A 15,294-nucleotide genomic window follows, 5' to 3' on the forward strand; every position below is an offset into this window, starting at 1 on the left:
CGTTCTCAATTCCGTTTCTTTGCGGGTCCGAGGGTTTCGCCCTCGACCGGTTCACACGTCAGAAGAACTTGCTCAATCGGGATCGCCCCCTCGATGCGACGCACCAGCATGGCGGTCGCCTGCCGCCCCATCTCTTCGCGAGGAATATTGAAGGAGGTGAACTGCACATGGCTGCGTCCGGCCCGCACGTGGCGGCCGAGCACGACAGCGGAAAAATCATCCGGTACCGACAACCCTCGCTCGCGGGCCACCGCCTCGACCCGCACCGCGTCCGCCAGTTCGACGAAGAAGACGGCGGTTGCGCCACAGGTAAGGATGGTATCGAGAATTTCGCCGGCCGACCTGCCGACATCATCGACATGCAAGACCAACTCGGCGCCCTCGGCAACCGCCGCGGCAAAGCCGTGCCAGCGGTCGACAACGGATTCGGCCGATCCGTTAGGGCCGACATAGGCCAGCTTCTCATGTCCGAGCGCCCTCGCCTTTTCGACCAGCGCACGGGTGCCGGTCGCGTAGTCGCCGCCAACATAAGGAACGGGTCCGCCAGCGTCCTCGCGTCGGCCGATCGCCACGAAGGGATAGTCGCCGGAAACCAGGCGCTTGAGTTCCGCGCGGTCGAATTCGCGGCCGAGCACGAGGCAGCCGTCGGCAATTCTCAACCGGTTGCCGTCGGCAAAAATCTTGCGGTCGTTGCCGACTCCGGCGCCGGTAAGAAGCAACAGGTCGTAGTTCTGCGCCTGCGCCTCTTCCTCAATGCCGAGCAGGAAAGGCGTGAAGAAGTCTGCCTGTTCGCTCGGGAAAGCCGGTTCATAGGTGAAGACGCCGAGGATACGGTTGAGGCCTTTGGCCATCCGTCGGGCGATCGGGTCCGCAACGTAACCAGTCGTGCGAATGACCTGTTGGACGCGCTCGCGGGTTTCCAGCGGGATACGCGCAAGAGCGGTCGGCGCGCCGTTCAGCACAAGCGAAACGGTTGCCTGACTGACGCCCGCAAGCTTGGCAATATCATGCTGAGTCAAGCGCTTAGGACTTGCCACGCAGTGTTCTCCCGATCGACTCTTGACTGTTAATACGTATTAGCAGCTAATACGTATTAACAGGATGAGGACGGCGGCTGTCAAGCGCGAAAATTTGGGGAGATCGGTGGGTTTTGGAGAGCATTTGAGATCGCTTGGAATTTCCGGCATGCGCGTGTTTGGCGACAGCATCACCGCTGGCTTCAACGCCAGCCAGCCGCACCTTGCCTGGCCGGCTTTGTTTGCCGAGGCAGTCGACTGTCTCCCGATCCGCAACCACGCCATCCCCGGCACCGTGCTGCAAGGATCTCAGCTGGCGGACGGAAACCCGCGACCGGACAATGGCATCGGCCGTTTCGAGAAAGTGCTTCTGGATGCGCCGCACCGTGATGCGATCCTCATCTTGTACGGCTATAACGACGCCCGTTATACCGCCGCTCCCGACACAATGAACGTCCGAAACTTCAGCCGCGACTACGCGACGATGCTGGAAAAGTTGATCGCGGCGGGGCACGCGGAACGGCTGGCGATCGGCAGCCCACCCTACCTCCCGGATGCCGGGTTCTTAGTCGGCAGCACCGGCTTCACGAGCCAGACGCGCATGGGTTTCGAAGGGTATGTCGAAGTCGTGCGCAAGCTGGCGCGACGCTTCTCGCTCTTCTATGCACCTGTCTACGAAAACATGAAGGCGCACGGCGATGGCGACCTGACCTCCGCCGATATGGTCCATCCGAACGATGCCGGACATCGCGCGATCTTCGACGCCTTTACAAATGCGGATCGGTCATAGCGCATCAAGCAAGGGCAGCACGGTCTCTGTCTGGAGCGCGACCAAGCGCGACGCATGCCGCTGATCGGGGGATCGAGAAGCCGGAACCGAATTTCGATTTCTTGAGTTATCGAAGAAACCAAAAGCCCCTTTATTTATGTGGATTTCGAGAGCCAGGTATAATTTAGAAGAATTGAATGCTCGAAATACCAAAATCGTCGGAAGTACTTATCCGATTTCCGCATTGGACGTCTTTAAACCTATAGGCGCAATCATTACGTCGTCCATCGTCATGTCTATCAAGGCGACACCGATGTGAGAGCATTCACGACCACGCCGCCCCTCATTGGGGACTTGGGACGCGAGGTCATTTTTCCCAGACAATGAGCAGCCCAAGCGTTCGATGCACCTTTACTGCATAATTCCTTAGATCGGAATCGATCCAAGGACAAAATTATGCAGCAATTCAAAGTGCTACAACGTCCTTTGCGCGTCGGAAAAGACGCGCGGCGCTGTAGTGCCTCGAGCAAATAGGCGCGCCATCTCCCCGTCTTATCAACCAACACCAACCGGGCGGCCATCGGGTGGACGAACCCGTGCGCCCATACGAGAGAAAAGATGGAAAACCTGCAATATCTTGGTCCGATGGGGTGGAAGGCGATCGAAATCGCCGTCCCGATCATCGTGGTGGCAATCCTGTTCCGGTGGAGCGGCGTGATCCGCTATATCCCCAACGACAGGCTCGGCATTCTCGAAAAGCTATGGAGTTTTCGCGGCTCCGTTGAGAATGGCTTCATTGCGCTCTACGGTGAGGCCGGCTTCCAGCCGGAAGTCGTGCGCGGCGGCCTGCATTTCTTCATGCCGTTCCAATATTCGATGCATCGCGCCAATCTCGTAACCATTCCGCAGGGCCAGATCGGCTATGTCTTCGCCCGTGACGGCGAGCCGTTGCCGCCGACCCAGACGCTTGCTTCGAATATCGAAGCCGGTGATTTTCAGGATGTGCGCGGCTTTCTCACAAAGGGCGGCCAGAAGGGGCCACAACGCAAGATCCTGCGCGAAGGCACCTATGCCATTAATCTCGTGCAGTTCATCGTGCTGACCGCACAATCGAACTACGCCGTCAACCTGAACGCGTCGGAACAAAGACTGTTTGCCGACATGTCGACGCTGATTAGCGGGCGGAATGGCTTCGAGCCCGTCGTCATTCACGACGCCGAGGACCTGATCGGCATCGTCACCATCCATGACGGTCCGGCGCTGCCGGATGGCGAGATCATTGCGCCGACTGTTGCCAACAACCCAAAGGATCCGAACTTCCACAATAATTTTCAGGATCCGGAGAAGTTTCTCAATGCCGGCGGTTATCGCGGCCGGCAATTGCAGGTGCTTGCCGATGGCAGTTATTTCCTCAACCGCATCTTCGCGACCGTCGAACTTGTGGAGAAGACGATCATCGACGTTGGCACGGTGGGTGTCGTCGTCTCCTATACCGGCCGGCGAAGCGCCGATATTTCCGGCCAATCCTATCGTCATGGCGAATTGGTCGAGACAGGCGCACGCGGTGTCTGGTCGACGCCGCTTCTGCCGGGCAAATATGCGTTCAATACCTTTGCCGGCAATATCATCATCGTGCCAACCACCAACTTCGTGCTGAAGTGGACGAAGGAACAGTTCGGCGAGCACAGGCTGGATGAGAATCTTTCCGAAGTATCGCTGATCACCAAGGACGCGTTCGAACCCGTGCTGCCGCTCTCGGTCGTCGTGCATATCGATTATATGAAGGCGCCCCTCGTCGTGCAGCGTTTCGGCGATATCAAACGGCTGGTCGAACAGACGCTCGATCCGATGGTCTCGGCCTATTTCAAGAATATCGCCCAGACCAAGACATTGATCGAACTGCTGCAGGAACGCAGCGAAATCCAGCGCAAATCCGGCGACGAAATGCGCGAGAAGTTTACCTCCTACAGCCTCGAACTGCAGGAAGTGCTGATCGGTACGCCGCGGGCCAACAATGGCCAGAACAGCATCGAGCAGATCCTGATCCAGCTGCGCGAACGTCAGATCGCCGTTGAAAAGGTCGAGACCTATAAGTTGCAGGAAGCCGCGGCGGTCCAGGAGCGCACATTGCGCGAGAAGGAAGCGCTGGCCGAACAGCAGGCCAAGATCACGACATCAGCACTCACCATCGAGATCAGCGAGAACGAAGGCAAGGCGCAACTCGCCCGCACCCGTCAGCAGGCAGAGACCATTCAGGTCACAGCCAAGGCCGAAGCTGAGAAGGTGCGCCTCGCCGGCCTCGGCGAAGCCGACCGGATCAAGGCCATCGCGCTTGCCGATGCCGAACGCATCAAGGCGACCGGTTTTGCCGATGCCCAAAAGGTGCGCGCCATCGGCTTGGCGGAAGCCGAGGCGACGGAGAAGAAGGTCGCGGCCTTCGGTGGACCGGACTATCAGCTCCACTCGCAAGTCCTCATGCGGTTTGCCGAAGCAATCGAAAACGGCAGGCTGCCGCTCGTGCCGCAGATTCAGGTCGGCGGTGGCGGCGAAAAGGGCGCCACCAATGGTCTCGTCGAAATGATGCTGTCGATGCTGGTCGCCGATCGGCTTGGACGGCCGGCTTCACCGGCTGCGGTGCCGACGCCGATCGAGCAGCAGTGATTGTGGATGGGCCGGCAATGCCGGCCTATTTTGCCGCCGCCCGACCAAAAGGCTGCGATCGCGACGAGACCACTGCCGTCATGGCCATCGACGCTCGCTGCACATTCTCACCTTTTACTGCCAAGCGACAACAATCGCGCGTTTATCTGTCAGCCGGCAGCTGCTACACCGTCCTATCGCAACACCATTTCTGTATTCATGGCCTATCGTTTCGTCCACACTGCCGATCTCCATCTCGACTCTCCCCTGCGTTCCCTGGCTCTTCGCAATGCGGAACTGGCCGATCTCGTGAGCGACGCCAGCCGGCAGGCGCTGGTGGCGATCGTCGACCTGTGCCTTGAGGAACAGGTCGATGCGCTCGTCATCGCCGGCGATCTCTATGATGGCGATCAGACGTCGATGAAGACGGCACGCTTCCTGGCAAGCCAGCTGGAACGGTTGCACCGAGCGGGGATTCACGTCTTCAAGATCCGCGGCAATCACGATGCGATGTCGAAGATCGCCAAGGAACTGGTGATGCCCGATACGCTGAAGATCTTCGGCGGCCACGCCGAGATCGTGGAGGCCACGAAGGGTAACCTGTCGGTCGCGATCCACGGCCTGAGCTTCGCCAAGCCGCAAGCGCCAGACTCGCTTCTGCCGAAGTTCAAGCCGCCGGTGACGGGCGCGGTCAATATCGGCATCATGCATACGAGTCTCGCCGGATCCGCCGGACATGACGTCTATGCGCCCTGCAACGTGCTCGACCTTCACGCCTCGGGATTCGACTACTGGGCGCTCGGCCATCTTCACCAGCGCAGCCAGCATCCCGGCACGGCGACGGTCATCATGCCTGGTATGCCGCAGGGCCGCGACATCAACGAGTCGGGCGTCAAGACCGTATCGCTGGTGACCGTGGCGGACGACCGGACCGTGGCGGTCGAGGAGCGGCTCACCAGCGTCGCGCAGTTCGAGCGGATCGATGTCGATCTGACGGGTGTCGATGATTGGCGTGATGCGGCTATGGCGATCGAAGCGGCACTGACAGCACAGCGCGACCGCACGGCCTCGGCGCATCTCGTCGCGCGCCTGAGGCTTTCCGGCCGCACCCAGCTTGCCTGGCAGCTTCGGCGTGACATCGACCTCATGCAAGCGGAAGCCGAGCAGCGCGGCGACCGGATCGGCCGGACCTGGATCGAGAAGCTGGAACTCGCCTTCGAAGCACCCTTGCCCCTCGCAGATGCTTCCGCCGCCGATCCCGTCGTCGAACTCGGTGCGTTGATGCGGGACGAGGTCATCGCCCGCAGCGGGTTTCGCGACGATATCAGGGAGGTGGTTCGCGACCTGCTCGCCGACCTGCCGCCCGAGAGCCGAGCATTCGCCGGGCTTGACGAGGCGGGCTTCGAACGCTTCATCGACAGCCTTCTCACCGACGGCGCCGAGGACATTGCCGCCCGGATGAAGGCCGCGGACCGGGCGGAAAGCTGATGCGCCTCCGACGGCTGGACCTCACCCGCTATGGCAAGTTCACCGACCACTCGATCGATTTCGGCGCGGTCCGTCCGGGTTCGCCCGACTTGCACATCGTCTATGGCCTGAACGAAGCGGGCAAGTCGACCACCTTCGCCGCCTATCTCGATCTGCTCTTCGGCATAGGTGAGCGCAGCACCTACAATTTCCTGCATCCATACAACACGATGAAGGTCGGCGCCCGACTGGAATTCGATGGCGAGGAATACGAGCTGGCGCGGCTCAAGCTCCGGACCGGCAGCCTCGTCGACGATCGGGGGCAAGCTGTGAACGAGGCACTCCTGGCCGGCGCACTCGGCGGCATCGGCCGCGAGGCCTATCGCACGATGTTCTCACTCGACGACCAGTCGCTGAAAGAGGGCGGCAACGCCATCATCCAGAGCAAGGGCGAGCTTGGCGAGTTGTTATTCTCGGCAAGTTCCGGCCTCGCAGGCTTAAGCCGTTCGCTGGTTTCCGCCGCCGACGAAGCCAATGTGATCTATAGGAAGCGGTCGTCGAGCACGAAGCTTGCCGAACTCAAGCGCGCGCTCGAAGCGTTGAAGGCCGAGCGCAATGCCATCGACACATTGGCCTCCGCCTACTCGGCGCTGAAATCGACCCATGAGCAGGCCGATGCCGCCTATATCGCGACCACGCGAGAACTGGCCGAGGCCAAGGCCCGGCATCAGGAACTGACGCGCCTTCTCGGCGCCCTGCCCGCGGCGCTGGAGCTCCGGCGGCTGGACACAGATGCGGCCGACATGGGCGATCTGCCGCGGCCGCCGTCCGAATGGTTCGCGCTCCTGCCGCAGCTTTCCCGCGATGAGACGCGGCTGCAGGCGCTTGTCGAAATCGCCGACCGCACGCTGCGCCAGCTTACAGACGAGATCGAGGCGATCGCCATCGATCACAAGGCGCTGACGCTAACTGCGCATATGGACCTGCTGGACCAGGGGCGGGTTCGCCATCTCGCGGCCGACAGCGACCTGCCGAAGCGCCGGCGGGCGCTGGCCGAACAGGACGGTGTGCTGGTCCGGCTTCTGGCCGATCTCGAACAGCCGGGCCATGCGACGCCCGAAGCACTGCTGCTGCCCGCCTCGCTGATCGGCACCGTCCGCGATCTCATCGAACGACGCTCCGGCGTCGAGGCGAAACTGGCTGCCGCGGGTCGCGAACGGGTGCGAGCGCGCGAGAATCTCGAAAGGCTGGGCGAGGAAGGCGGCTGGAAAAATGCAGCTGCGGTCCCAGATCCCGCGCGTCTTGGCCGCATCGAGGCCGCCCTGAGCCGGCTCACGGGGTCTGATCTGGCAGTGCGGCTCACCTTGGAAGAACGTACACTTGTCCAGGTGAAGCGAATACAGGAGAACCAGTTTGCACAGCTCGCACCCTGGACCGGCGATGCCGCGGCGCTGCAACGGACGCCCGCGGCGGAGCCTCGCCAGATCGAGGCCTGGCGTGGCCAGGCGACCTCGATCGACAAGCGGATCGCCGATCACCAGGCCCGGTTGCGCGATCTCGGCACCGAACAGGCGCTGACCAAAGCCCGGATCGCGGCCTTCGTCGCCGGCGGTTCGATCGACGATAGCGAGGCCACGAGGCGACGCGATGAACGCGATGCCGCCTGGCAGGCGCATCTTGCCAGCCTGAATGCCGCCACGGCCCGGACATTCGAGGATCGGATGCGCCAGGACGACATGTTGTCCGCCGGCCGGCTGTCGCGGGCACAGGAACTGGCCGAGCTTCGCCAACTCCGCCAGACGGAAGCGGCAACGGCAGCAGCGATCGAACGGCAAAGGGAACTGCTCGCCGAGGCGCATGCCGAACATGATGCGCTTGCCGAGCGCATCCGTGGTCTGCTGCCCGGCGCGATCGAATACGACGCTGAAGCCACGGCGCGCATTGCAGCACTCGCGGCATGGAGCACCAAGCGGTCCGCGGCGCTGGCCGCCTGGGACGATCTGCAGCGAGCCGAAGACGCATTGGCCGCGCTTCGCCTCGAACTGAACAGGGATGCCGCGACACTTGCGGCCGACCTTGCGGATGCCGGTCGTGGTGACGCCGACCATCTGCCGGTCGCCGACCTGATGCAGGCTGCGAATGAAATGCTCGCTGCCGGCAAAGCCGAGCTGGCGGCGCGGCAGGCGCATGAGAAGGCAATCGGTGACCTCAGCCGCGATGTCAGGGAACGCGAGCGCGACCAGCAGGAGGCGGAAGCCACCATAGCGGCCTGGGACCGGGAATGGGCGGAGGCGCTGTCGCGAACCTGGTTTGCCGACAAGGCCGGCTCGATGGCCGCCGTCCGCGCCATACTGGACGTGCTGGGCACGCTGCCAGCCATCCTGAAGGAGCGGCATGACCTCGCAAGCCGCGTTGCCGCGATGGAGCGTGACCAGGAGCAATTCCGCGGAGATATTTCTGGTCTTCTCGCAGAATGCGGCCTCAGCCAGTCGGCGGCGGATACGCTCGCCTCTGCCAATACGCTCGTCGAACGCCATGAGGCAGCGCGGCGCGCGGCGCAGCTTCGGGCAGACCGGCAAGCGGATCTCGAACAACAAGGGGAGAAACGACGGGCGCTGGAGGAGGAACTGGCCGTTCACAATGCCCGCAAGAACGAACTGACCAGCTATTTCGGGACGGACTCGCTTGCCTCAGTCGAAACATTTTTGAACCAGGCTCGGGAGCGGGACCGGCTGGAGGAGCGGGCCGCCACCTTGCGCGGCCAGATCACCGAGGCATTGCGGGCTGCGAGTTTCGCCGAGGCCGAACGGCGCCTTGCCGATATCGACGCCGGCGCCGTCGAGCGCGATGCAATGGAGCTTGGCGCCCGGATCGAGGATCTTACCGAGCGGGCGAAGCTTCTCTACTCCGACATGTCGCTGGCACGGCAGAAGCTTGAGGCCGTCGGCGGAGACGATGCGGTGGCGCGGATCGAGGCCAAGCGGCGAACCATCTTCCTTGAGATCGAGGAACTGGCCGTGCGGCATCTGACGCTGCGTGCCGGCGCGCTCGCGGCCGAGCAGGCGCTGCATATCTATCGCGAGAAACATCGCAGCTCGATGATGAAACGCGCATCGGAAGCCTTCCGCCTGATCACCGGCGGCAACTATTCCGGCCTGACCACCCAGCCCGACCGCGACAAGGAAATACTGATCGGCGTGTCACGCGATGCCGGCTCGAAGCTTGCGGACGCGATGTCGACGGGCACGCAGTTCCAGCTCTATCTCGCGCTTCGGCTTGCAGGCTATGAGGAATTCGCAGCGCTTCGCCCGCCCGTGCCCTTCGTTGCCGACGACATTATGGAGAGCTTCGACAATCCTCGTTCCGAAGAAGTCTTCCGCCTGCTCGGCGAAATGGCAAAGGTCGGACAGGTCATCTACCTCACGCATCACTGGCATCTCTGCGAGATCGCACGGAACGTCGTTTCGAACGTGACGATACATCAACTGCCGTAACGGGCATAAGAAATGCCTTCGAGGAAGCCGGAAAAGGCTCCACAGTCCCGCCGCCAAACATTTAGCGCATTGCGGTTCTCGGCGTGCTGCAACCGGCTCTTGTCTTGATCGAGGATAGTTCATATTGACTAAGGCATGTCGCGCAAAAGTGTGCAGCGGTTTTGTGCTAACGACATGCGTAAAAACAAAGACCTAAAGCGCGAGGAGCGATCTGAAAGATCGCCAAGCGCTTTAGGGCGCAGGCCACTTAAAAAAACGAGTTATCCATGGCTTTCGTCTTTCGCCTGCGTTTGCTTGTTGCCCTCAGTGGCTGTCTTTTCTCAGCGGTCTCCCATGCGCAATCCTTTGATTGCGGCAAGGCGCAGTCGGCCATTGAAAAGGCGATTTGTGCCTCCCCTGCCTTGATTGCTGAGGACACCGCCTTGGCGGCCTCCTATCGGCAGGCATTGACCGATCTCAACGGCGACCCGACGAGGCTGGACGATCTACGCCAAAAGCAACGCCTCTGGTTGGCTGACCGCAATAAATCCTGTGTAGACACCGATCCGGTCCGGCTGTCGGCATGCCTGACAACACGCTATCAGACGCGTCTTGCGACGCTTGTGGCAGCGAGCGCTTCTCCGAGCCAGAAGCCGCCTGCATCTGTCGTCGAGCCTGCGCCATCAACCGCGTCGGAGACACAGGCGGCGGCGACACAAGATGCACCAGCACCGTCGGCTGCAGCTGTGTCGCAACCCGCGCCCGTAAAAGCCCCGCCCCAGCTCGTGTCGCAGCCGCATTTGGCATTGGATCAACTGCCTGCCGATCGAGAGGGCAGCACCTTGCTGATGGTCGAAACGCCCGGCCATATTACCATCCGCACGCAGAGCGCCGCGGGTGCGGCATTGCAGCTCGTCGATATGATCGCAGGCCCGGGGGACCGTATGGGCGCAGCTGGCGTCAGCGACGGCCGGATCGATGCGCTGCTCGACAAAGGCACCTACAAGATCCGTGTGTTCGGAGCCAAAGGAGCTGCCGGCGACGTCAGGCTTACCGCACAAGCCTATCAGGAGCTTGAACAGCCCGACGCCGCTTTGACCTCGCTGACCCCCATCCATGCCGATCTAAGCGATCTGCAACAAAGATCCTATTGGATCGACATTCCCGATTCCGGACGCGTCGATATCGAGGCGGTTGGACGCTCGCTTCAGGATCTGCGCTTGTGGCGAAACGGCACCGATATTGCCGCTCTCTCGCCGAAAATGTCGATCTTCGAACTGAAGCCGGGCCTCCCCATGACCCGGGCCGCGCTGACGGGAACGGTCGAGCCCGGCCGCTACCTCGTGACGGCCTATGGCGGCCAGAAGCTTGTCTGGACCAACTCGGACGCCGCAGAGCCATTCCACATTCGCGCCGGCACGCAGATCTCGCTGGCCGGAGGGATTGCCGAAAATGTCATCGGGCCTTTCGGCTCGATACGTTTTGAGGCGCCGGCAGATCTCGATACTTTCCGTCTGGAGCTGCCGCAATCGGCGGCGGCGGTGCTCCGGGCCGGTCGGATTTCCGGCACGGCGACAGCTTTTCAGAGTGCCGCGATCGACAAGGCTAGCCGTGAACCGACAGCCACGCTTTCGCTTTCGTCAGACAGCCAGCCGAGCATTGTCGAAGTCTCGGGTTATGAAGGCCAGCATTTCCAGCTCCGGGGGCTTCGGTTCAGCACCGAGACCCAATTTAAAGGCTCAGTACCCAATCTCATCAGTCTCGACGTTGCCGGCGAAGGCGGCGATGAAATTCCGGCCACGGCCTTGCTGGTGCGCCAGGATAGCAGTGGCAAAGCCACCATCGTCGCGTCCGACTTGCCTCATTTGGGCCCGGGCCAGGCTTGGCGGCGGCGCTTCAATTTGCGCGGGCCGACATCGCTGCTGTTCGAGATGACGCAAGCAGGCCAGATCGCGATCCGCACATCAGGCGTTGCGCTGCATGCCGACATCAGCCCGGTTCTGGTCGGCAATGCCCCGCGCGCCGATGGCCGCAATGCCGATCGTTTCGATCTTGACGCCGGCTATTATCTGCTGCGACTGCTGCCTGACAACAATGCCGTCGGCATCCTCGACCTTTCCTTCGGCACGCCGGGCCTCGTCCCACCGGTCCAACCCGCCGCTCCGGCACGCACCACTATTTCCTTTGGCATCCGCGAAGCCGAAAAGGCCACACGCTACCAGATCATCACCAATGCCGCGCCCGGTTTGCTGACGGGACCTCGTGCGGTGGCACTGCCCGCCGATCTGCAGGGGCGACCACTGGCGCTTTGGCAGCCCACCGATGCTTCGGCGTTGCGGGAGTCCTTGCCGGATCAGCCGATGTCCAATATTCCGGCGCCCGTGCCGCGGGCCAAAGGCGCCGCGAATGACGATGCGAACGCCCTGTCGCGGCCGGCGTCGGCAGCGGATCTGCAGATCGATATCCACGTGCCGCTCGGCGGAACGATCGCCGCCGTCGACATGCACAATACATCCGTCGCTTTTGCGACCAGCAACCAGCGCGTCGACGCAAAAGGCCGGACGTTGACCCTGCGCTTCCCCGCCCCTGCCGCTGCCCGGTCCATCGTCGTCAGCTGGCAGCCGGATGCTGCTGCGGCGCAGAAAATCGCACCGCAGACCCCCGCATCCCCGCTGATTGCCGGCCGAAGCCAGTTTCTCGATCTCGCCGAAAACGCACAGAAATCCTACCGGCTCGAGGTTGCCGAGGGCGGGCTTTACCGCATCGAAACCCTTGGGCGTTTGCAGACATCACTGAGCCTTGGCACATCATTCCTGCCGGGACTGGGGGAAGCTTCGGACAATGGCGGTGGCCACAATGCGCTGCTGCAAACCTATCTGCGCGCGGGGACCTATCAGATCGACGTCTCCGCCCAGAATTCCTCCGGCCATCTTGGCGTTTCCGTTACGCCGGCCTCGCTGTTGACCGCGGCAAGCCTGGTCGCCGATGGCACCAGCCGAGGGGCCCTCTCAGGCGGACGCGGCGCCATCGTGCCGATCGAGATCGCAACTGCAGGAACGTATCAGCTCGATCTCTATTCCCTTGGCGAAGACCTTACCGCGCGTCTCGAGGATGCGGAGGGATGGCCGCTCACCGCGCCAGGCCCGCTTTCCACGCTCAGTCAGGATTTCACCCCGGGGCACTATCGCCTGGTAATCCTGCCGCGCGACGTCGACACGCGGTTTGTCGCACGGCTAAGACCGGTCATCGACCCACCGCAGTTGCAGGGCCACGGACCACACCCGCTGGCCTTCAATCAAGCCCAAGCATTTCAGTGGCGCGAGCCTCAGAGCAAAAGTGATGCACGCGTTGCCGATAGCTGGACGTTTGATCTCCTTGCCGATGCCGATGTCAGCATCGACCTGACCGAAGGCATGATCGGCGCTCTGTTTCGCGACGACAAGGACCAGATCGCCCGATTTGTCGCCGCTCCCCAATTCACCGGCACGTTGAAGGCCGGGCATTATCGCATTGATCTCATGAGCCTCGCCCATGATGACCGACTGGATTATCAGATTACCCTGAACACCCAGGATTTGCAGCCGGGCGAAGCACGCTTCGTCAACCTTCCCGCCGAGCTTTCCTTCAATGTCGACAAGGACCGTGTCGTCAGCCTCGGCACGTTCGGCCGCAGCGAAATCAAAGGCGTGCTGAAGGACGAGCATGGCACCGTCGTCGAACGCCTGACGGGGCGCAGCGATGATTGGAACATCGCGCTCTCCACCCTTCTGCCGGCTGGATCCTATACGCTGGCCCTTGATCAGGCGGCAGCGTCGGGTACGGCCAGCAGCCAATCGGGTGATAGTTCCGACGATCAAGACACAGACTCCGGGGACGGTGAGCAGGAGCCAGGCGACGATCAGGCCGATGTTGGGGATCTCGAGGTTCAGTTTGCCCTGCCGCAGGAGCAGCCGCAGCCAGCACTCACCGAGAGCGGCACCACCGAGGTCAACGGCGCCTCCGTCTTTACGTTTCCCTTGCCGGCCAACACGAAGGATCAACTTGCGCTGGTCGTAGCCCAGTCCACCAGTGACCTGGTTCTCTCGGTCGAAAAACGAGACGCCGACGGCAGTTGGAAGCCGCAAGCCTTTGCCCGTGGCCGCACGCCGCTGATCGCCTGGCCGGCGTCTGAGGGAGATATCCAATGGCGCGCATCGGTTTGGACCCTTGATGGTGGAACAGCACCGATCAAAATCGCCGCGCGCAGCATTACCCGCGATATGCGCGAGCCCGGCGACATTGCCTTGGAGCCCGTGGCCATCGATGGCCTTGATCTCTCCCTGAACGTTGCTCTCGCACATGCCCCGTCGGCCGGTCTCGTTGACCTCGGCGCTGCTGCGGATCTGCTTGTCGGCGCAACTGCGGACCGTCCGCTCACGGCGGCCATGCCGGGACTTTTTGCTCCGCAATCGGATCGTTTATGGCTGGTCTCCCGCACTACGAGCCATGCGCAGGTAAACCCAGCACAGCCCAAAGCAGAAATCGCGCTGACGCTTGCGCCAGGAGATCAGGCAATTATCCCAGCCGCACCGCCTTTGCCGGGCAAAGTAAGAATGTGGCGCGCGGATTCGGCTTTTGGACAGCCGGGCCTGACGGCCGGACGCGGCATGGGCATCAGCCTCAACAGTGCGGTCGCCCTCTCCGATAATCAGGATCTGCATATCTGGAACGCCGCAAGCGATGACAGCCTGCAGATGCGGCTTAAGCCAATCGATGCAGCCGAACTCGAGGCGGTGCAGCTGAATGGCACCTTGACGGCGACCATTCCAGCCTTCAGCGCGCGGCCGGTGAAGCTGGCACCAGGGGTGAAACGGCTCACCCTCGACCTGGCGCCGGGGATCGCCGTCGTCTCCACTCCTTCAGCCTCGCAATTGTTGAACGTCTGGTCCGGCGCGGCTCCCCTGTCGCGCAGCATTGCGACGTCGACCGAAGAGATCTGGCTCGTCAACCTGACGGGTGATGCCGGCTCGACGCGCATCAGCCTGTCACCGGGCCAAGCCGTTACGCTCAGCAATGATCAGATCAAGCGCCGGTTCTTCGGCACGGTCGGATCGGAAGAAATCGCGGTTGATGCCATGAAAGGAGATGTCCTGAACGTCTCCGGCGGCGCGGCGACCTTTATCGGGGCCGACGGCCGGGTCTTGCGTGGTGACAGGATTTCCGTGTCCGGACCCGGGCAACTGATTGTCGATCACGGTGCCGGTCTCTTAGCACTGTGGCTGGAACGGGGCGGCAAGTCGCCTTGGCCGACACCCGAACCAAAATCGATGACCCTGCCGCAGAGCGTGACGCTCGAGGGCGAGGCCATGGCCTTCCGCCTCGATCCGGCCCAACCGATGGTGCTTGACGTCAGCACCGACGCCCCGGTCATTGTCGGCCTGGAGCAAGAGGGTCACCGCGACCTGCAGCTGTTTCCGACGGGAGCGGAATTCCACCGCTATCTTGCGGCGGGCGAGGCAGTCCTGACGCTCTATTCCACGCATGAGGGCCCCTTGTCGGGCAGCCTGGATATGACGGCAACAGCGGTCGTCCCGGTGAATGACGGCATTGGAGCCCCGGTCGTGCTTGCACCCGGCGCGACAGCCTTGTTCGGCTTCGAGGTCAAGAAGAGCGGCAATATCGGTGTCGGCCTGCGTTCCGATCCGGACCTTGCCATCGGCCGACTGCTGGATGCCAAAGGCCAGGTGCTCGGCGACGGGGTCAATCAGCTGAAGCAGCTTGCCGCAGGATCTTACCTATTGGAAGCGCGCGCACCGGCGGACGCACCGGCGCTCATTGTCAGGCCATCGGTGGTTGGATTGTCACCACCGCCCGCAGGTCCGCCGCCCGAAATTATCAGCGATTATTTGCAGCGTGCCGGTTTGAAACCCACGGGATCGAAGTGAAACAC

At 62.2% G+C, this 15,294-nt stretch carries 6 protein-coding genes and 1 pseudogene; 6 read left to right on the forward strand and 1 reads right to left on the reverse strand.

The annotated features are described in order from the left end of the window. Nucleotides 1-5 precede the first annotated feature (5 nt). Entirely contained in the window at nucleotides 6-1,037 is a 1,032-nt protein-coding gene (locus HJB89_RS19005) for a LacI family DNA-binding transcriptional regulator (protein ID WP_221116153.1), read from the reverse strand. 148 nt (nucleotides 1,038-1,185) lie between these two features. Here HJB89_RS19005 and HJB89_RS19010 point away from each other — a divergent pair, with 148 nt between their 5' ends. The 6 genes and pseudogenes from HJB89_RS19010 to HJB89_RS19030 all read left to right on the forward strand — a co-directional run bounded on the left by HJB89_RS19010 (nucleotide 1,186) and on the right by HJB89_RS19030 (nucleotide 15,289). Next, the gene (locus tag HJB89_RS19010; RefSeq protein ID WP_259672077.1) at nucleotides 1,186-1,806 is read left to right on the forward strand and encodes an SGNH/GDSL hydrolase family protein; all 621 of its coding nucleotides are present in this window, start codon (nucleotides 1,186-1,188) and stop codon (nucleotides 1,804-1,806) included. Between the two features lie 597 nt (nucleotides 1,807-2,403). Further along, nucleotides 2,404-4,446, forward strand: coding sequence for an SPFH domain-containing protein (locus HJB89_RS19015; protein WP_221150391.1), 2,043 nt, complete (start codon nucleotides 2,404-2,406; stop codon nucleotides 4,444-4,446). 198 nt (nucleotides 4,447-4,644) lie between these two features. After that, complete coding sequence (locus HJB89_RS19020) at nucleotides 4,645-5,913, forward strand: DNA repair exonuclease (RefSeq protein ID WP_221150392.1); 1,269 nt, start codon at nucleotides 4,645-4,647, stop codon at nucleotides 5,911-5,913. Continuing rightward, nucleotides 5,913-9,386: an AAA family ATPase gene (locus tag HJB89_RS19025; protein ID WP_221150393.1), complete on the forward strand. Its 3,474-nt coding sequence runs from the start codon at nucleotides 5,913-5,915 to the stop codon at nucleotides 9,384-9,386. The genes HJB89_RS19020 and HJB89_RS19025 overlap by 1 nt, the downstream gene beginning before the upstream one ends. 266 nt (nucleotides 9,387-9,652) lie before the next feature. Beyond that, nucleotides 9,653-9,976: pseudogene (locus tag HJB89_RS33775) on the forward strand (lysozyme inhibitor LprI family protein); the annotation flags it as partial. Between the two features lie 189 nt (nucleotides 9,977-10,165). Next, nucleotides 10,166-15,289 (forward strand): hypothetical protein, encoded by a 5,124-nt coding sequence (locus HJB89_RS19030; protein ID WP_259672078.1) that lies wholly within the window; start codon nucleotides 10,166-10,168, stop codon nucleotides 15,287-15,289. The last annotated feature ends 5 nt before the right edge of the window (nucleotides 15,290-15,294 follow it).

The organism is Rhizobium sp. NZLR8 (assembly GCF_019685025.1).
Lineage (GTDB): Bacteria > Pseudomonadota > Alphaproteobacteria > Rhizobiales > Rhizobiaceae > Rhizobium.

Excerpts from the sequence above, each read along its gene's own strand:
- HJB89_RS19025 (WP_221150393.1), top strand. The coding sequence starts at position 5,913 with ATGCGCCTCCGACGGCTGGACCTCACCCGCTATGGCAAGTTCACCGAC.
- HJB89_RS19015 (WP_221150391.1), top strand. The coding sequence starts at position 2,404 with ATGGAAAACCTGCAATATCTTGGTCCGATGGGGTGGAAGGCGATCGAA.
- HJB89_RS19020 (WP_221150392.1), top strand. The coding sequence starts at position 4,645 with ATGGCCTATCGTTTCGTCCACACTGCCGATCTCCATCTCGACTCTCCC.
- HJB89_RS19010 (WP_259672077.1), top strand. The coding sequence starts at position 1,186 with ATGCGCGTGTTTGGCGACAGCATCACCGCTGGCTTCAACGCCAGCCAG.